Origin of the sequence: Litorilituus sediminis, from assembly GCF_004295665.1 — a bacterium.
Lineage (GTDB): Bacteria > Pseudomonadota > Gammaproteobacteria > Enterobacterales > Alteromonadaceae > Colwellia > Colwellia sediminis.
The window spans coordinates 2,736,425-2,752,948 of record NZ_CP034759.1; the positions used below are offsets into that span (position 1 = coordinate 2,736,425).

Sequence of the window (16,524 nt, forward strand, 5' to 3'; positions counted from 1 at the left end):
TGACCCCTTGCCATGCCAGAGTTACCCGAGGTAGAAGTATGCCGTTTAGGTATTACGCCACACTTACAACAACAAACTGTAGCTAATGTGATTGTTCGTAATGCACAGTTACGTTGGCCTATTCCTGCTGAAGTCAGCACTATCGTAGGTAAAACTATTAATGCCATTGAGCGCCGTGCTAAATACTTGTTATTGCGATTTGATTCAGGAACATTATTACTACATCTTGGTATGTCTGGCACCGTTCGTGTTATTGATAAAGATACTGAGGTTGCTAAGCATGATCATTTTGATTTGGTTTTGGCGAATGGTAAGGCGCTGCGTTTAAACGATCCACGACGTTTTGGTGCGGTACTTTGGTTGGCAGAGCATCAAGATGAGCAAGGGTTATTAACTAAATTAGGTCCTGAGCCACTATCAGATGAGTTTGCTCCCGGTTATCTTTTTGACAAAGCTAAAAACCGTAAGGTGCCGATTAAAACCTTTTTAATGAATAATCATGTCGTGGTTGGTGTTGGTAATATTTATGCGAATGAGGCTTTGTTTAAAGCAGGTATTTTGCCTACTGCGCCGGTGGGCACTATCAGTTGTCAACGACTGGACAAGTTAACTGAGATCATTAAAGAAGTACTCGCTGCTGCGATAAAGCAAGGTGGCACAACCTTGAAAGATTTTACTCAAGCAGATGGCCGACCAGGCTATTTCGCCCAGTCGCTATTGGTTTATGGACGTGTCGGGCAGGCCTGCACTTGTTGTCAAACGCCACTAGAGGAAATACGACAAGCCAATAGAAGCTCAGTTTTCTGCCCTGTTTGTCAACAGCCTTAATCTAAGGCTGTTATACCAAGTTGATTAGGTATTTGCTCATTTAGCGAGAATTAAAAGGCTTATAGGTAAGGCGCTAATTGCAAAGAATGGTTATTCCCTTGTTAAAATTAGCAACGCGGCATATAAGCCTTTCAAACTCGCCCTTAGGGAGTTCAAGAATAACATGATAACTGCACAATATTTATTTGATGTAGAACGACTATATCTTCATAAATTTTGTTTGTTTTAATGCTATTCTTGTAACTCTAAATGACTAAATATTTAACCAAATTGGTATTAGCTTGATTGTTCAAGTGCTGCTTTAACAACAGGGTGAACAAATTGGCTTACATCGCCTTGATGAAGCGCAACCTCTTTAACTAACGTAGAGGAAATAAACGAGTTTTCCTCTGCAGGAGTGAGAAAAACACTTTCTAATTCTGGCGATAATCTACGGTTCATATTTGCTAACTGAAATTCATATTCAAAGTCGGATACTGCTCTTAAGCCACGAATCAGTACTTTGGCTTGATGGTGCTTAGCAAAATCGACTAATAATCCGCTAAAACCAACAACAGTTACATTGTCTAAATCTTTGGTGACTTGCTCTAACATGGCAACGCGTTTAGCTAAATCAAACCTTGGTTGTTTACTCGGGCTAGAGGCAACGCCAATAATAACTTCACTGAATAATTTGCTGGCACGAATAATCAAGTCGCTATGGCCGTTGGTGACAGGATCAAAAGTGCCGGGATAAATTGCTTTAATAGTCATGGTGGTTGTTAGTTTAAGGTAATGATATTTATATTGTAATCTGCGTTAGCTGATATACCAAGTGCAATACATATTTGCCAGCGATAAAGTTACGTAGTGATAATTTGAAATGCTAGTAAATGAATAAATAATCATAAAAAAGCTTAAAGTATTTACTCAAAAAGCTTTATATCTAATGAAATTTGATAGTATCATAGCTAGATTGCCAGTTAATTAATAAAGAGATAGAAGTAGTTAGCATGAAAACCCGTGACAAGATAATTCAAGCCAGTATTGCATTATTCAACGAGCAAGGAGAGCGTAATGTAACGACCAATCATATAGCTGCTCATTTATCTATTAGCCCGGGTAACTTGTATTATCATTTTCGCAATAAAGAAGACATTATTTTATCTATTTATGAAGAGTATGCGCGCAGTCTTTTATTAGAGGCGTTGCCAAAAATATCTGCCGATGTAAAACCATTGGATGCACTTATTCTGTATATGGATGCTGTTTCACAAACGACGATGAAGTTTCGTTTCTTCTATAGCAACTTGCCGGTATTGCTTGATAAAAGCCCGTCACTGAGAGAAAAGTATGTTGAGGTGCAACACACCATAGCACAACGCATTAAAGAGTTGTTATTGGCTTTAAGGGATGCAGATATTATTGCTTTTGAAGATGATGAGCTGGCTGATATTGTTAGCTTGTTACGTCTTATCAATACTTTTTGGGTGAGCTTTTATCAAACGCAAACCATTGTAAGTGAAGTAAATGATTCTGTTTTCTATCAAGGCGTTTTAAAAATATTAGTTATTTTAAGACCTTACACTACAGAAGTAGCGAAAGAAGATTTATTAAAAGCGCGAGAGATGTATCAGCAGAAATATCAACAAGCGCTTGAAGCTTCTTAATTAGGCGGTTAATTCAAATTGATAATTAGCCGGCTTTTCATAAGCTTGGCTAATGTCTTGATAAAAACTTTCAATGCGATTAGCGCGTTGTTGTACTTCTAATGACTGTTGAGGAATGATTTGCTCAGCAGAATTTACTTCAATAGCAGTGTTTGGCTTGGTTTGCTCAGGTGCAATTTGCTCTTGTGCTGCTATGGTTTGGTTGATTAGTTGATCAAACTCGAGAGAAGCCTGATTAACACCCTGTTCTTCTCTAAAGTGCCTATTATTACTGACAGGGCTTTCAGCTTTGTCTAATGCTATATCATTGTTTTGCGATAATAACTCGCTTTGTGCATCAAGAATTTTTTGCGCTGCACTGGCTGCTACTCGGGTATCTTGTACTGAAGGATTAATAGGCGCTAAAGCCGCAGCATGAATTTTTTGCATTTTAGCTATGGTGGCTTTTGGGTCGCCGGGGACAACGGATAAATCTACTGAAACCTCGCCACTGACCGCGTATTTTTTACCATCAGGACCAACTTCGTATGTATACGAGGGGCTACCCGTTGCTGTGCCCCCTATAGTGGCATGAGCGCGCTCATGTGTTTTAACTTCTTGATCACGCTGTTTTAGCTCAGAAATTATCTTTTCATCAGCTATGGCTTGTTGCTCTTCAGCCTGTTTTTGCTGTTCTGCTTCTTTTTCGTGTTGGTTGAATTCGCCTTGATGATCGGCATGCTCATTATGCTCTGAGTTGCCGTGCTCTCGTTCACCACTGATAGCGCTTGCTTCTTGCTCAGCTTGCTTTCTTAGGTTGGCAAAATCAACTTGTTCATTGGTTTGCGCAGGGGTTCTCGCTCGCTCTTTGTCTGAAGCGACACCTTTTTCTGCTGCCGATTGATTGGTAGCGGCAACTTGGCTTATTACTTCTCGTTGGTGATTTTCACGACGCAGACTTTCAGTCGGAGGGTTAGCCACCGTAGGAAGGGAAAGTGTTGGCACGTGCGGGGTGATATTCATAGTGACACTGCTAGGCAGTAACAGCGTGTTAGGCTGTTACATCTAATAAAGTCCCTAAGCTATCATCAGCGCTCTTGATAACTTCGGCAGAAGCTTTAGCTTGAAACTCTGCTACTTTTAAATCGACAATAGACTGATTCAAATCAGGCACTTCAGTATTGGTTGCCACTTGATTTGTTACTTCAGTGTTGGTTTCAGCACCGCTTGTATTTTGACTGTCAGTATTGCTTAGGCTAGTACTGGCAACTATATCGGCAGCTGCTTGTTCAGCGCTCTCTCTGGCATTTTGAAAGCCTTGTACACCAGTATTAAAGGCAGATTGAATTTCCATAGAAATAGCCCTCAAAGTTCAAATCTTTACTGTCTAATTATTAACCAAAATGGCTTAAAAGTAAATCTAATCTTAACTTTTCAATCGTTAATTTTTGTTACTAAATTTAGTTGTTAACCAGTGAGATAAAACCTCTTTAAAATCATCAGCATGAGAAATGAAAGGTGCATGTGATGCTTGAGGAAATATATATGAGTCACTGTTAGGTGCTAAATCTGTCACTTTATCGGCAATGGATTTAGGCACTAAGCTATCATTTTTTCCATACAAACGTAAAAACGGCACAGATATCTCAGAAAGTTGGCTACGTAAATCTGTTGTTTCTAATAGTTTTAATGAATCATCCAAGGTGCTTTTAGTTGGTAATGGTTGGCTCATAACCAACTGGGTAATTTGCTTAAGGTCTTGACGAATATGTGGGCTACCCATGGCTTGTATTTTTAAAAAACCGGTAATGGTTTTTTCAGTATCAACGGAAAGTTGCTGATGAAAGCCTGCTAATACATTGGCTTTAATGCCAGGCCATTTTTCATTGCTATTTTGCTCAACAAAATAAGGTGAACTTGCCACAGTGATTAAGCCAAGTACTTGTTCTGGCATAGTTAATGCGATTGTTGAGGCGATATGACCGCCTAATGACCAACCTAAGTAAATGGCAGGTTTGTTAATGGTAGTGGCAACTAGCTTAGCAATATTTTGCAAATTATAAGGTTCAATTGCTACTTGATTGCTATTGCCAAAGCCAGGTAAATCAATGGTTATCAGCTCAAAGTTACTGGTTATTTGGCTCGCTAACTTAGTTAATAATGGCTGCCAAACGCCTGAATTTAAGCCCCAGCCATGAATAAATACAATGGGGATTTTGTTTGTTGAGGGGGCGTTTTCTGTCAGGGTACTGGTAAATGCTAAGCTTTCTGCCATGCTTAATTTAATGCCTTATTTATAAAGGCGTTAGTGTACAAAAAGGTTGCCTACAATGGAATGGTTAGCGTTAGTAAATAAAGGATTAGCTCGAGTAGCTAAGCTAGTTACACACTTGGGTAGTTGTGATTTGTGCTTGCAAGAAATTTATCCTACTAAGCGGGATGAATGTTCAAGCATGGGCTTTATTTGTCGGTATTGTTTGGCAGATCTTGCCTTATTCGAGCAAGAGAAAATAAAAGGTGATTTACTGTCTTGGCCTGCGGTAAAGCGAGCCTTGCCAAAATGTCAGTTTGATCGATTATTTGTACTCTCACCGTATCTTTATCCTTTTGATACTTGGTTAAAACAATTTAAGTATCAAGGTCGTTTTCAATTGGCTAGGTTTTTGTCTAAGTTATTGGCGAGAGAGTGGCTTAAATATGCTTATTTCGATGTCACGCAACCAGTTGATTTAGTTGTCGCTGTACCTGTTCATGTCAGTCGATGGCAACAACGTGGCTATAATCAGGCGCATTTGCTGGCAAAAGAATTTGCTCAACAAGCTAAGCTGCCTTATGGCACACATTTGCTGAAGCGAGTAAAGCAAAATGCTAGTCAAGTAGGTAAATCGGGCGCAGAGCGACGAACCAGTTTGCGCGGTGCATTTTGTTTACGAGAGCCGCTAGCTGATGGCATCAAACATGTGCTAATCGTTGATGATGTTGTTACTACAGGCAGTACGGCATCAGAAATTAGTGCTGTGTTAAAACGGGCTGGGGTGGAAAAGGTTACATTAGTAACTGTGTGTATTTCCCTACCCCAAAAATGCTAGCCTAAGTTATTTGGTATTGGCACTAAAGGCTTGAGCAAAGAATAAGCTGTTGGCGAGTATTTTCGCGCTACCGTACCAATAACCTCTAAAGGCAAGTACGTCGCTGGTCGCGATAACGCGGCCTTCACCATAATTATGGGCGACTATAGCGGCATTATGCGCTAAACGATTAACCAAGTTTTGATCTGTATAGCCGCTCAATAATGGTGTTGGCGTGTACTGGGCTAGGGTAATAAAGGCCTTTTTCGGTTGCTCCATGATTAGCGTACTGTTACGGAATAAAGGTAATAACCTTTCTTGATAGCCATAAGCTAATGGATGAGAGGTGTCGAGTTGGGCTGCAAAAATAGCACCGGCAATGCGTTTACGAGCAGCGAGTGATTCTTTGTCTTGATAAGTTAAGCCTTCTTCATCGAAAAGTTGATTTATCTGCTCTCGGCTAGCAAATTTTGCTGCGAGAATTTCATGTTTTGCAAGCCATTTAGCCCCACGCTTTTGTCCGATAATAGTACCGCCTTGCTTTATCCAGCCTTTGATTTTTGTCACGTCTTTTTCTGATAGCTTATCGTAATTTCCGTTAACTAAAATCAAGTGGCTGTATGTGCTTAAATCAAGCGAACTCAAGCGGTTGTAATTGCTGATTGAAACAGGGATATTAAGCATTTTATCGAGATAAAAACGCACTTCACCTGCTTCATATTGTGAAATACCTTGTCCGCCTAGCATTAATACTTTTGGCTGTTTAATTAGTTTAAAGGTGCTACTACCTAAATCAATGCCTTTAACAGTTAAACCTGTAGCAAGATTAAATAACTCGATATTGCTCTGCTGACTTGCCTTAACTAACTTTTCACGCCAATCAGTAGCTTGCTGAATACCTGCTAACACAATAATAGTGCCGCTGTTAAATTGTTTTTGTTGGCCATTGATCATGCTTGTAAACGGTTTGCGTGCCACTTTTGCTTTGATCCCTTGAGCTAACAGGGTATTTAATAGTTTAGGTGCAAGAAAATGCTGCCATTCAAATGCATAAGCGTAGGATAACTGATCAATATTGCTTGGCTTATCCTGGGGTGAGCTTTGCCATGGTGTTTTAGCTATTTCTAAGCCCCAGCTACGATTAAGGCGTTGAAACTCAATATTCATTGCCAGTGGCATGGTCCAGCCAGAAACATCGTAGAAGGTATTATCTTTAAAGTTTGTTTGTTGATTAAACAAAGCTTTAATCAAGCGATATTGTGGTTGGGCAAGCGGTAAATAAAAGCTGCTGTCTTTACCATAAACTTTATCTTTATGTTCAAAATCTTCAGTTAGTGGGTAAACATTGATTTGATGTTGCGCCAACTTTTCTAGTAATGCCTGTAACCTAAAATTGTCTTTAGGCTCATGCAATAAGTAACCGGTAAATTTTTCTTTTTTCGCTAATTTGTAGGCATCTTGATAAAAGTTGTGCTGATATTGCAGTAATTTGTCTTTATTATGCCAAGCACCTGCTATGGTTGATAACGAGGTTAAAACGTGATTTCTAATGCTGTCTTCAAAGGTGAGTAAACCATTAACCGTTTGTTGCTGCATACCTCGAGAGCTGGCTTGCTCAAACAAAATACCAATACTGCCATTTATATCTGGGTAGGTTGAACCCTTACCATAATAGAAGTCATCGAAGTTTTCTTCGCTGTAATATAATCTGTCTTGTTGATCGAGAGCTTGCGCATGAAACTTAGCTAAATCTGATGTTAGTGAAACATTCTCAGCAGGTGTTAATGGGTGCGTTCGGCTCAAAATACCCGGTTGGAAAAAATAGCTGCTGTTGTGTCCCATTTCATGAAAATCGCCGACTACATGCGGTTTATATTGATGAAAATACTTTAGTCTGTTCTGGGTTTCTTGTTGAGTTACAAGCAGCCAATCACGATTCAAATCAAACCAATAATGATTGGTTCGGCCTGTTACCCAGTGTTGATGGTGCTCAATATGATTTGCATCTGGGTTATTTGTTGTGTTGCCAAAGGTTGTCACCCAGTTGACAAATCTATCCATACCATCAGGATTTATACTAGGCTCAAGCACGATAATGGTGTTAGCTAGTAACTCTTGCATGCTTTGTTCTTGGCTTGCCGCTAAATGATAGGCAACCACCAAGGCAGCATTGGCGCCACTAATTTCATCACCATGAACACTATAGCCTAGCCATACAATGAGTGGCTTGTTGGTGTTAAGAGCAGTTTTTTCGTTATTTGGCTTTAATAAATTGGGTAATTTCTTCAGGTTTTCAGGGCTGGAAATACTAACCAGTAGTTGCTCTCTATGCTGTGCTGTTTCACCCATAGTGGTTAGCTGAATACGATCACTATGTTGTGCTAGTTGATAAAAGTAGCTTAGTAATTGCTCATGCCTTATTTGGCGCTGACCTACTTCAAAGCCTAAAACACTACTTGGCTTTGGAATTTGCTGACTGTATTGTGTATTTTCAGGTAAGTAATTAGTTACTGGCGCTGCGTTAAGTGCGCTAAAAGACGATAAAAAACCAACCAATAGTAGTGTGCGTAGCAGTTTCATAAAAACCTCATATATTAACGTTCGATAAAATAACAAAGAAATGCTGAAAAATCATTGCTAAAAGTACTCTAGAGGTGGATTTATTTGCGAAGAGAAGATCGTTAGTTTCATAGACACAGCACAGATAGAGGAGTAAAATAACCATACTTGAGTAAAATAGTCAGGTATGCATTAGCCTGAGAGAGCAAAGAGAGTCTATTTATCATGATCAGTATTTCAGAAAGTGCCCAAGCGCATTTTGTAAAATTACTTTCGCAACAAGCGGAAGGTACACATATTCGCGTTTTTGTTGTTAATCCGGGTACAGCAAAAGCTGAGTGTGGCGTTTCTTATTGCCCACCTGATGCGGTCGAGCCAGATGATTTAGAATTACCATTTAATGGTTTCTCAGCCATGGTTGATAGCGATAGCAAAAGCTTTTTAGAAGAAGCTGAAATTGACTTTGTTACTGATCAAATGGGCTCTCAGCTAACCCTTAAAGCGCCGAATGCTAAGTTACGCAAGGTGGCAGATGATGCGCCTTTATTTGAACGAGTAAACTACTTTTTGCAAGCTGAAGTAAACCCTCAGTTAGCTGGTCACGGTGGTGAATGTACTTTAGTAGAAATAACAGATGATGGTTATGCGGTACTACAATTTGGTGGTGGCTGTAATGGTTGTGCACAAATCGATGTCACTGTTAAAGATGGCATTGAAAGACAGCTGGTAGAATTAATGGGTGATGAAATTAAAGGTGTTAAAGATGCGACTGAACACCAACGTGGCGATCACTCTTATTATTAATTGATACAAATATTAAGTGATAGAAAGAGTGCCATGAAGTCACTGCTGGAAAAACTAGGTCAAAACCCACAGCGAAGTTTACAAATTTTTTTGCGGGGTCTTGGCCTTTTTGTTTTATCGCTCGGCTTTATTGCACTTGGCTATTTTTATCATCATCTATGGCAAGTTGTCGGCCTAGCCTTGCTTGCTATCGCTTGCCTTATTGCCGCTTGGGGCTATCTCGGTATCTTTGCTAATCGTTGGCTGCAAATCTTAAATCGTCATAAGTATTAACATGTCATAAGTATTAACATGTCTTTAATCGAAAAGTACTGGCTGAGCCTGACTATATTTATCTTGGTTTGCATTGCTACCTTATCACTGTGGCCTGCTCAGTCATTACCTGCTGTACCAGGTACAGACAAAACGCACCATTTCATCGCTTATGGTTTGTTGATGTTACCCACCGCATTGAAAAAGCCGAAAGGTTGGTTATATATCGCATTAGCGTTTGCGCTATTTAGTGGCGCAATTGAGTTAATTCAGCCTTATGTTAATCGCTATGGTGAGTGGTTAGATATGTTGGCCAACGTACTAGGTTTGTGCTGTGGTGTATTGTTTGCTGCGTTGCTCAAGAAAATGTCGTCATGGCATAAAGCTGATTACATTTAGTCACAGTAAGTTACATTTATACTCAGGGTTAATGGGAAATTGTTGACAGGTATCAAGCCAGTTACCCTATTGCGTGCTAAACTTTGTCTATATTTTTACAGCAAGGCTTTATTTTTATGTCAGAGCAAACCCCAGCACATCATTTACCTGTTAGACACCCACCAAAACGCTTGTGGCAAAAAATAACCTTAGTCATCGCTAACTTGAGTTTTCTATGTGCTGCCATTGGTATTGTGGTTACCTTGATTTATGGTAATTCTGTTGAAGCAGAATACAAAGCCGCTATGGGGGCTATTACCTTCTTTTGTTTTGCTGTCGGTGTGGTTTGTAAAGCTTTAGGGGGAACCAGCATTCCAAGCTTAAAATTAGAGCCACAAAATAAAAAACCAGAATAAAGTAACTACTTGTTAACAGCAGTTAACCTTGGCTCAGATTATTGAGTGACTCACGCGCTTTTACTTTGTAGTGAAAGTGCCAAGCAAGCGTTACCCCTCGTGCTAGCATAAATAATGAAAAAGCTGCCCATAAGCCATGATTACCTAAGCCTTGCAGCATAAACCATAATGGAAAAAAGCAGGCAAAGGTTGCAATAATCATACTGTTACGCATGGCTTTAGCTTGCATTAAGCCAATGTAAACGCCGTCATATAAGAAGCACCAACAAGCGAATAATGGTAGTAATATCATCCAGAATAGATATTGCTCGGCAAATGCTATTACGCTTGGAATGTCTGAAATTAATGATAATAGCCAGCTGCCAGCGAAGGCAAACAGTAGCGAATAAGCCAAGGCAAAAATAAGGCTCCATAATAAGGCAATATTGACAGTGTTATTTAACTCACTGTTGTTCCCCTCGCCCTTTGCTTTACCCACCATAGCTTCTGTCGCATTCGCTATGCCGTCTAAACCAAAGGAAATAAGCAGCAAAAAGTTCATTAAAATGGCATTCGCAGCCACCACATTGTCACCTAACCTTGCCCCTTGAAAGGTGATAAAAATAAAACATAACTCTAAGCATAAGGTTCTAATAAGAATATCGCGATTGAGCTTAAAATAGCTAAGCATTGAGCTTGGTTCGAATAGTGATTTTAGTAACTGAGATAACTTACTTAAGGCTTGATGAACTTGTTGCTTTTGTTGTTTATAAATAAGGGCTGAGCCTAGAGTTAGCCCAGAATATTCTGCGATTAATGTTGCTAATGCTACCCCTTGCACTTGCCACTGAAAGCCATAAACAAATAAAAAGTCTAAGCAAATATTGGTGAGATTGGTGAATATAAGTAACCACATCACCGCTTTACTTTGATGATTACCCAGTAACCAGCCTAACATAACTAAATTAGCTAACGCCGCAGGAAAGCCCCACACGCGAATTTCACTGTATTGGCGGGCGTAAAATTGTACTTGCTCTGAGCCACCAGATAACTGCAAGGCGATATTGATAAAAGGAGATTGTATTAAAATCAGCAGTAAGCCGAGTATAAAGGCAATACCGATACCTCGAAAAAGTACCATAAGGTTTTGCTTGTTATCTTGGCTACCAAAAGCTTGCGCGCTCAGACCTGTTGTCGACATACGTAAAAAGCCACATAGCCAAGTAACCGAGGTAATAATCATTGCGCCGACTGTGCTACCGCCTAAATAGTAGGCATGCGATAAATGGCCGATAACAGCAGTATCAACTAAGCCTAATAATGGCACAGTGATATTGGAAAAGATCATAGGTAAGGCTAAGGCGAATAAGCGCTTATGTTGATCAAGATCGGAAAATAAAGACAAGAAATTTACCCTTGCAGCTAGGCAATTAGCACGAAAAAGAGTATTTTACCTTATTCCCTAAACCTCAGCCATGAGAAGAGAAAATTATCATGACGGCTCGCCTTTTCGCACTCTTATTATTTTTTTTCCATTCCCTTAGTTTTGCCGCCGTGGTCTTGCAATATCACCATGTAAGTAGTGAGACGCCAGCGAGTACCAGTATTGACCCAAGTCAGTTTGAAGCGCATTTACAATATCTACAAGATAATGGTTTTAAGGTCGTGCCGCTGTCATCTATTGTTGATGGTGTAAAAGGTCAGCAGCCGCTTACCGATAAAACTGTCGCCATTACCTTTGATGATGCATATATCGATGTGTTAACCCAAGCTAAGCCAATTTTAGATAAATTTAATTTTCCTTATACTATTTTTGTTAATCCGGGCATTATTGACCGTTATGAAAATAGAGCATCATCTCCTTATTTGTCATGGGCACAGCTTAAGACGTTAGGTGATGAAGGCGTTATTCTGGCTAATCATGGTTTTGAACATGACTCATTAGCGCGCATTCCTGATGGTATCAGCGAAAAGGATTGGCTAGCTAAGCAATCTACTTTGTTATTAAAAGCTGAACAGATATTGACAGAAAAAACCGGGCAGTCGTGGCGATATTATGCTTACCCTTACGGTGAATACACACCAGCTATTCAAGCTTGGGTGAAGCAACATGACTTTGTTGCTTTTTCACAGCAATCTGGCGCTATTGGCTTAACAACTGATACCACGAGCATGCCAAGATTTCCTGCCTCTAAGCCCTACGATAAAATCACTAGCTTACGTGACAAGTTAAATTCATTACCTTTTACCATTAGCTTAGCCGATGAAGATGCCGAAACAATATTCCCTTATCAGCAAAGTAAAGGTGTGACTTTTACCGTAGCAACCGATGACTTTTATAAATCGCAATTAAGTTGTTATATTTCAGGTTTAGGAAAGCAGAACGTTAATTGGTTAGATGATAATACCTTCTCAATTACCTTCTCTAAGGATTTACCTAGTGGTCGGGTGCGCTGTAATTGTACTGCAGCAAGTATCAGCAAACCGGGTCGATATTACTGGTATTCAAAGCCTTGGTTTATTTTAAAGCCAAACGGCCAGTGGTACCCGCTATAGCGAGCAGAACGCTCTTAACTTTCATACAAGACGACTATTTTCTTATAGTCGCTTAATAGCTTATCGGTATTTACCTGGGGAATTTGCCCCAATGCTTGTTCGGGTTTAAATATTGCTGCAATATTGCCATCAGGATTAATAAGCACTAAGGAAGCACTGTGATCTACTTGATAGTGACCATGACTTTGCGGGTCGCTTTCTTCAGTGATGCTATACATTAAGCCTAAGCTGCGCGTAAATGGAAATAGCTCATCATGCTCTGCTCTAAGCGCTATAAACTCTTCATTAAAGTAAGCGATATACTGAGCCAGCTTTTCCTGGCTGTCTCGTTTGGGATCGGCAGTAACTAATAACACTTGGCTATTTGGATTTATTGCTTTTAAGTCAGCATAAATAAAGTTAAGGCTTTGCAAGCTAGTAGGGCACACGTCAGGACATGAGGTGTAGCCTAAAAATACAAAGGACCATTTATCTTGTAAGCTTTGTTTGGAGAATTGCTGACCGAATTGGTCGTTTAAATTAAATGCTGTCAATGAACGGCTCGGTTGGTAGTACAGGGCAAATTCAGGCTGTGCCGGTTTAGTTAAGTAATGAAAGCCTATAGCACCAGAGCTACAGGCAATAAGGCTTAAAAGAATGACAACAAATTTATTCATATGTGGCTTACCCTTATTTGGCTAATGCTTAGTGCATAGGTAACAAGTAGTGATCAAACAACAAGACAATAAACAGCAACATTAAATGCACAATAGAGTACTTAAAGGTAGCAAAAGCAGTGTCGCTGTTGGCGTTAAACTTGAGTTGCCACGCATACCAGCAAAAGCCTAAGTTTAAGGCGCAAGCACCAAGTAAATAAAGCCAGTTACTCATGCCGACTAAATAAGGAAGTAAGCAGACAACAAAGAGTAATACGGTGTAGAGCAGAATTTGTGTTTTAGTGAACTCAATGCCATGGGTTACTGGCAACATAGGAATATTAACCTTGGCATAGTCATCTCTGCGATGTATGGCTAATGCCCAAAAATGCGGTGGTGTCCAAGTGAAAATAATCAGTACCAGTAATAGTGCATTACCGTGAATTTCATTGGTCATCGCTGTCCAACCCAGTAAAGGTGGAATAGCACCAGCTAGGCCGCCAATAGTAATATTTTGTGGTGTTGCTCTTTTTAAATATAAGGTGTAGATAAAGCTATAACCCACTAAGCCAGCAAAGGTAAGGTAAGCTGTGAGCGGATTTACTAGGGCATACAGCAAGACAAAACCAAGTACAGCAATGCTGATAGCGAATATGATGGCGTTTTTACTGCTCACTTGTCCTTGAGGTAGCGGGCGATTGTGCGTTCTGCCCATCACAGCATCGATTTTTTTATCGATTATATGATTCAGCGCAGCAGCAGCTGAAGAAAGTAAACCTATACCTAACATGGCAGGAATTAATATTTGCCAAGGTAAGCCACCAGGTACAGATAAACTCATGCCTACCAAGGCAGTAAGGACTAACAGTGCAACGACTCTTGGTTTGGTCATTTGGTAATAAGCGCGCCATTTTCTCACTTCAGATAGGATGGCTAGCGGTTTTGCTTGCTCTGTGACATCAACAGTAGCAAGTTGCTTATTTAGTGTATTAGCCATATTTAATACTCCCACGGATAGGGTTAATTTCTCTTACTGGTACTTTGACCAGATGAAAGGTTAACGCGATTAAGCAAAGCATAAGGCAAGCGGCCACGAGGTTGTGAGCAACGGCAATGGATAAGGGCAAGGTGAACCATATATTGCTGATACCCAGTAGCACCTGAAGCGATAATATAATCAAGAGTGCTTTAGCGTATTGTTGTGCCTTTATGTTTGTGTTTTGACGAATAACTGCAGTTGCTAAGTAGAGTAAATAAATACTGGTGATGATAGCGCCAAACCTGTGGCTAATATGAATGGTAACTCTTGCCTCATGAGGTAGGTGACCAAACTCATAACTGTCTTTTTTAGGTGGAATTAATTCAAAGGCCTCTTTAAAGGACAGTTGCTTAGACCAATCTCCTTGGCATATGGGGAGTTCAACACAACTCATCGCCGCATAATTTGCTGATGTCCAGCCGCCTAAAGCGATTTGCCCCGCTAGTATTGCGATGCCAATAATGCCTAATGTCATATAACGTTTGTTAGGGCTAGGCTTAGTTGATGCGCTATTGGCTAGTCGAAGGTATAACAAAAACAATAAACATAGGGTGGTAAATCCGCCTAATAGGTGAGCCATAACCACAATGGGCATAAGCTTCATCGTTACTGTCCACATACCTAAAGCAGCTTGAAATATAACTAGGGCTAAAAGAAATAATGGCAGCTTAAACGGTAAACCTCGTTGCCTTAAATTAAAGGAAATTATCGCTATGGTGAGAATAAATAACCCTAATGAGCCAGCAAAGTAGCGATGAATCATTTCATTCCATGCTTTTTCTGGCTCTACAGGGCGTTCGGGAAAGGCTTGTTCAGCTTTTTGGATCTGCTCAGGCGTTTGTGGCACATCAATAAGGCCATAACAACCAGGCCAATCGGGACAACCTAAGCCAGCATGAGTTAAACGAGTATAAGCCCCTAAGCCGATCACCAATATCGCCAGCAGTAAGCTCACTAGAACCAAGCGTTGCAGATTAATTGTTTTGTTAGTCGCAGCGAGATTATTTTCCATATCAGCCAACCTTAGAGTACTTAAGTAGTTTCTTCATATCAGCAAGTATTTGCTTGCCAAATAAGGCGAAGCCTTCACTTTGCATAGGTATGGTATGAGATAAGACGATATTGCCAAGCGGGTCAGCAATATAAACATTGTCTGTGCTTAACTGATTATTGGCACTAACAGTCGTTTGGCTGTAAAGCCAGCCCTGTTGGTTAAGTTTGTTTTCTTGCTCGCCTGTATAGCTGGCGGGAATTAAAGCAAGTGGCTTACTACGAGGTTTGTCTTTACCTAAGGCAACATAAGTGTTGTATACCGTTTGCATTATTTGCTGGCAATGAGTTGCACAATCTTGAGGTAAGTTGACGATTAACAGCCAGTGATTCTTAGCATCTTGTGTCTTTATGCCTAACTGCTCAAGGGTAATGTTTTGCTCTATAAGCTGACCTTTATTGGTTACGCCATAATTTAACCATTTAAATTGCAATGCTAGCTTGGCGAGAATGATGGGTAGGGTGAAAACGACCAGCATCATTACGAAAGTACGTTTGGAGCTACCAGTATTTACTTGCTCATTTTTTACTGAAAGTGTGTTCATACTCGCCCTTTTGGTCGCTAGTGTTAGCAAAAAGTACTAGGGTTAGGTAGCGTAAAATACCACTCACCCAAGCCATTAATATTAACCACGCTATGGCGAGTGCTAGCCATTGCACGGCATACCCCATGTGTTTTTCTGGAGGCATTACTATGGGCTGCCAGTTTTTGCTGTAGCCAAAAGGCTCATTTTCATCGAGGTAAATGACAAAAGGCAGCAAAGGCACATTAATAGTGCCTTTAATAAGCTTAGCAATTTCATTTAATTCAATTTGCTGAATTCTAAGTGGCCATGTTACTTGGCTATAGTCTTGTGCTTGTAAGCTGATACCTTGTTCGACAATGCGAATATTGCCATGAAAGTTAAGGCTGCCCTCTATCGGGGTAATTGATGGTAATTTACTTCTATCAATACTGCCTTTTAGCCAGCCTAAATTAACCAGTACTGCATGTTGCTTATTAATGGCTAATTGCAAAACGCGATAACCTAGTTGGCCTTGATGTACTTGATTATCTAATAAAAAAACAAGCTGATTGTTAAAGCGAGCGCTAACAGTTACTGGCCAGTCGTTAATATTTTCATCTCGCTTTTGCCTTAAGTTGTTAAGGCCTGAAAGCGCTAAAGGCTCTGATTGCTCAAGGCGTGCTATTTTGTCGAGCCTTTGCTGCTTTTCAATTGCCCTTGAGTATTGCCAGTGAGACAGTTTTAATAAACCAAGAAAAACTAGGCTGGTGAAAATCAACCAACCAAGTTTAATACCTAGGCTGTTAACACTGGCTTGTTTAGGCAA

The 16,524-nt window shown here is 40.1% G+C and carries 19 protein-coding genes; 8 read left to right on the forward strand and 11 right to left on the reverse strand.

Annotated features, from left to right (window positions below; translation table 11 throughout):
• Window positions 1-12 precede the first annotated feature (12 nt).
• The gene (gene mutM / locus EMK97_RS12165; protein ID WP_130602548.1) at window positions 13-828 is read left to right on the forward strand and encodes a bifunctional DNA-formamidopyrimidine glycosylase/DNA-(apurinic or apyrimidinic site) lyase; all 816 of its coding nucleotides are present in this window, start codon (window positions 13-15) and stop codon (window positions 826-828) included.
• A 276-nt stretch (window positions 829-1,104) separates the two neighbouring features.
• Here mutM and coaD read toward each other — a convergent pair whose 3' ends face one another.
• The gene (gene coaD, locus EMK97_RS12170) at window positions 1,105-1,581 is read right to left on the reverse strand and encodes a pantetheine-phosphate adenylyltransferase (RefSeq protein ID WP_130602550.1); all 477 of its coding nucleotides are present in this window, start codon (window positions 1,579-1,581) and stop codon (window positions 1,105-1,107) included.
• A 239-nt stretch (window positions 1,582-1,820) separates the two neighbouring features.
• Between coaD and EMK97_RS12175 the strand changes: the two genes are divergently transcribed.
• Window positions 1,821-2,477: a TetR/AcrR family transcriptional regulator gene (locus EMK97_RS12175; RefSeq protein WP_130602552.1), complete on the forward strand. Its 657-nt coding sequence runs from the start codon at window positions 1,821-1,823 to the stop codon at window positions 2,475-2,477.
• On the opposite strand, the gene EMK97_RS12180 is transcribed toward EMK97_RS12175, so the two are convergent.
• From EMK97_RS12180 to bioH, 3 genes are all read right to left on the reverse strand, one after another.
• Window positions 2,478-3,479 (reverse strand): putative metalloprotease CJM1_0395 family protein, encoded by a 1,002-nt coding sequence (locus tag EMK97_RS12180; RefSeq protein WP_130602554.1) that lies wholly within the window; start codon window positions 3,477-3,479, stop codon window positions 2,478-2,480.
• Window positions 3,480-3,507: 28 nt separating this feature from the next.
• Complete coding sequence (locus EMK97_RS12185) at window positions 3,508-3,810, reverse strand: hypothetical protein (protein ID WP_130602556.1); 303 nt, start codon at window positions 3,808-3,810, stop codon at window positions 3,508-3,510.
• An 87-nt stretch (window positions 3,811-3,897) separates the two neighbouring features.
• Window positions 3,898-4,731: a pimeloyl-ACP methyl ester esterase BioH gene (bioH, locus tag EMK97_RS12190; RefSeq protein ID WP_130602558.1), complete on the reverse strand. Its 834-nt coding sequence runs from the start codon at window positions 4,729-4,731 to the stop codon at window positions 3,898-3,900.
• Window positions 4,732-4,786: 55 nt separating this feature from the next.
• On the opposite strand from bioH, the gene EMK97_RS12195 reads away from it, so the two are divergent.
• Window positions 4,787-5,545 (forward strand): ComF family protein, encoded by a 759-nt coding sequence (locus EMK97_RS12195; protein WP_130602560.1) that lies wholly within the window; start codon window positions 4,787-4,789, stop codon window positions 5,543-5,545.
• Between the two features lie 6 nt (window positions 5,546-5,551).
• Here the strand turns inward: EMK97_RS12195 and EMK97_RS12200 are convergent, their stop codons facing one another.
• Complete coding sequence (locus EMK97_RS12200; RefSeq protein WP_130602562.1) at window positions 5,552-8,104, reverse strand: M14 family zinc carboxypeptidase; 2,553 nt, start codon at window positions 8,102-8,104, stop codon at window positions 5,552-5,554.
• A gap of 204 nt (window positions 8,105-8,308) precedes the next feature.
• Between EMK97_RS12200 and nfuA the strand changes: the two genes are divergently transcribed.
• The 4 genes from nfuA (at window position 8,309) to EMK97_RS12220 (ending at window position 9,933) form a co-directional block, all read left to right on the forward strand.
• Window positions 8,309-8,887: a Fe-S biogenesis protein NfuA gene (gene nfuA / locus EMK97_RS12205; RefSeq protein ID WP_130602564.1), complete on the forward strand. Its 579-nt coding sequence runs from the start codon at window positions 8,309-8,311 to the stop codon at window positions 8,885-8,887.
• Between the two features lie 33 nt (window positions 8,888-8,920).
• Complete coding sequence (locus tag EMK97_RS12210; protein WP_130602566.1) at window positions 8,921-9,160, forward strand: hypothetical protein; 240 nt, start codon at window positions 8,921-8,923, stop codon at window positions 9,158-9,160.
• An 18-nt stretch (window positions 9,161-9,178) separates the two neighbouring features.
• The gene (locus EMK97_RS12215) at window positions 9,179-9,538 is read left to right on the forward strand and encodes a VanZ family protein (protein WP_130602568.1); all 360 of its coding nucleotides are present in this window, start codon (window positions 9,179-9,181) and stop codon (window positions 9,536-9,538) included.
• Between the two features lie 116 nt (window positions 9,539-9,654).
• A complete protein-coding gene (locus EMK97_RS12220; protein WP_130602570.1) occupies window positions 9,655-9,933 on the forward strand; it encodes a hypothetical protein in 279 nt (92 codons plus the stop codon).
• Between the two features lie 22 nt (window positions 9,934-9,955).
• Here the strand turns inward: EMK97_RS12220 and EMK97_RS12225 are convergent, their stop codons facing one another.
• Window positions 9,956-11,317: an MATE family efflux transporter gene (locus EMK97_RS12225; protein WP_246028777.1), complete on the reverse strand. Its 1,362-nt coding sequence runs from the start codon at window positions 11,315-11,317 to the stop codon at window positions 9,956-9,958.
• Between the two features lie 89 nt (window positions 11,318-11,406).
• Here EMK97_RS12225 and EMK97_RS12230 point away from each other — a divergent pair, with 89 nt between their 5' ends.
• Window positions 11,407-12,468, forward strand: a complete 1,062-nt coding sequence (locus EMK97_RS12230; protein WP_130602572.1) for a polysaccharide deacetylase family protein — start codon at window positions 11,407-11,409, stop codon at window positions 12,466-12,468.
• A 14-nt stretch (window positions 12,469-12,482) separates the two neighbouring features.
• On the opposite strand, the gene EMK97_RS12235 is transcribed toward EMK97_RS12230, so the two are convergent.
• Genes EMK97_RS12235 through EMK97_RS12255 form a run of 5 tightly spaced genes read right to left on the reverse strand, consistent with a single transcriptional unit; the run spans window position 12,483 to window position 16,524 of the window.
• Window positions 12,483-13,124 carry an SCO family protein gene (locus EMK97_RS12235; protein WP_130602574.1) on the reverse strand — a complete coding sequence of 214 codons (642 nt, stop codon included), beginning with the start codon at window positions 13,122-13,124 and terminating at the stop codon, window positions 12,483-12,485.
• A 28-nt stretch (window positions 13,125-13,152) separates the two neighbouring features.
• Window positions 13,153-14,100: a heme o synthase gene (cyoE, locus tag EMK97_RS12240; protein WP_130602576.1), complete on the reverse strand. Its 948-nt coding sequence runs from the start codon at window positions 14,098-14,100 to the stop codon at window positions 13,153-13,155.
• Window positions 14,093-15,154: a COX15/CtaA family protein gene (locus EMK97_RS12245; RefSeq protein WP_246028778.1), complete on the reverse strand. Its 1,062-nt coding sequence runs from the start codon at window positions 15,152-15,154 to the stop codon at window positions 14,093-14,095. Before EMK97_RS12245 ends, cyoE begins: the two co-directional genes overlap by 8 nt.
• Before the next feature lies 1 nt (window position 15,155).
• Window positions 15,156-15,737, reverse strand: a complete 582-nt coding sequence (locus tag EMK97_RS12250; RefSeq protein WP_130602578.1) for a hypothetical protein — start codon at window positions 15,735-15,737, stop codon at window positions 15,156-15,158.
• On the reverse strand, window positions 15,712-16,524 hold the full coding sequence (locus tag EMK97_RS12255) for an SURF1 family protein (RefSeq protein WP_130602580.1): 813 nt from the start codon (window positions 16,522-16,524) through the stop codon (window positions 15,712-15,714). The genes EMK97_RS12250 and EMK97_RS12255 overlap by 26 nt, the downstream gene beginning before the upstream one ends.

Coding starts and splice junctions, on each gene's coding strand:
- mutM (WP_130602548.1), top strand. CDS start 13: ATGCCAGAGTTACCCGAGGTAGAAGTATGCCGTTTAGGTATTACGCCA.
- coaD (WP_130602550.1), bottom strand. CDS start 1,581: ATGACTATTAAAGCAATTTATCCCGGCACTTTTGATCCTGTCACCAAC.
- EMK97_RS12175 (WP_130602552.1), top strand. CDS start 1,821: ATGAAAACCCGTGACAAGATAATTCAAGCCAGTATTGCATTATTCAAC.
- EMK97_RS12180 (WP_130602554.1), bottom strand. CDS start 3,479: ATGAATATCACCCCGCACGTGCCAACACTTTCCCTTCCTACGGTGGCT.
- EMK97_RS12185 (WP_130602556.1), bottom strand. CDS start 3,810: ATGGAAATTCAATCTGCCTTTAATACTGGTGTACAAGGCTTTCAAAAT.
- bioH (WP_130602558.1), bottom strand. CDS start 4,731: ATGGCAGAAAGCTTAGCATTTACCAGTACCCTGACAGAAAACGCCCCC.
- EMK97_RS12195 (WP_130602560.1), top strand. CDS start 4,787: ATGGAATGGTTAGCGTTAGTAAATAAAGGATTAGCTCGAGTAGCTAAG.
- EMK97_RS12200 (WP_130602562.1), bottom strand. CDS start 8,104: ATGAAACTGCTACGCACACTACTATTGGTTGGTTTTTTATCGTCTTTT.
- nfuA (WP_130602564.1), top strand. CDS start 8,309: ATGATCAGTATTTCAGAAAGTGCCCAAGCGCATTTTGTAAAATTACTT.
- EMK97_RS12210 (WP_130602566.1), top strand. CDS start 8,921: ATGAAGTCACTGCTGGAAAAACTAGGTCAAAACCCACAGCGAAGTTTA.
- EMK97_RS12215 (WP_130602568.1), top strand. CDS start 9,179: ATGTCTTTAATCGAAAAGTACTGGCTGAGCCTGACTATATTTATCTTG.
- EMK97_RS12220 (WP_130602570.1), top strand. CDS start 9,655: ATGTCAGAGCAAACCCCAGCACATCATTTACCTGTTAGACACCCACCA.
- EMK97_RS12230 (WP_130602572.1), top strand. CDS start 11,407: ATGACGGCTCGCCTTTTCGCACTCTTATTATTTTTTTTCCATTCCCTT.
- EMK97_RS12235 (WP_130602574.1), bottom strand. CDS start 13,124: ATGAATAAATTTGTTGTCATTCTTTTAAGCCTTATTGCCTGTAGCTCT.
- cyoE (WP_130602576.1), bottom strand. CDS start 14,100: ATGGCTAATACACTAAATAAGCAACTTGCTACTGTTGATGTCACAGAG.
- EMK97_RS12245 (WP_246028778.1), bottom strand. CDS start 15,154: ATGGAAAATAATCTCGCTGCGACTAACAAAACAATTAATCTGCAACGC.
- EMK97_RS12250 (WP_130602578.1), bottom strand. CDS start 15,737: ATGAACACACTTTCAGTAAAAAATGAGCAAGTAAATACTGGTAGCTCC.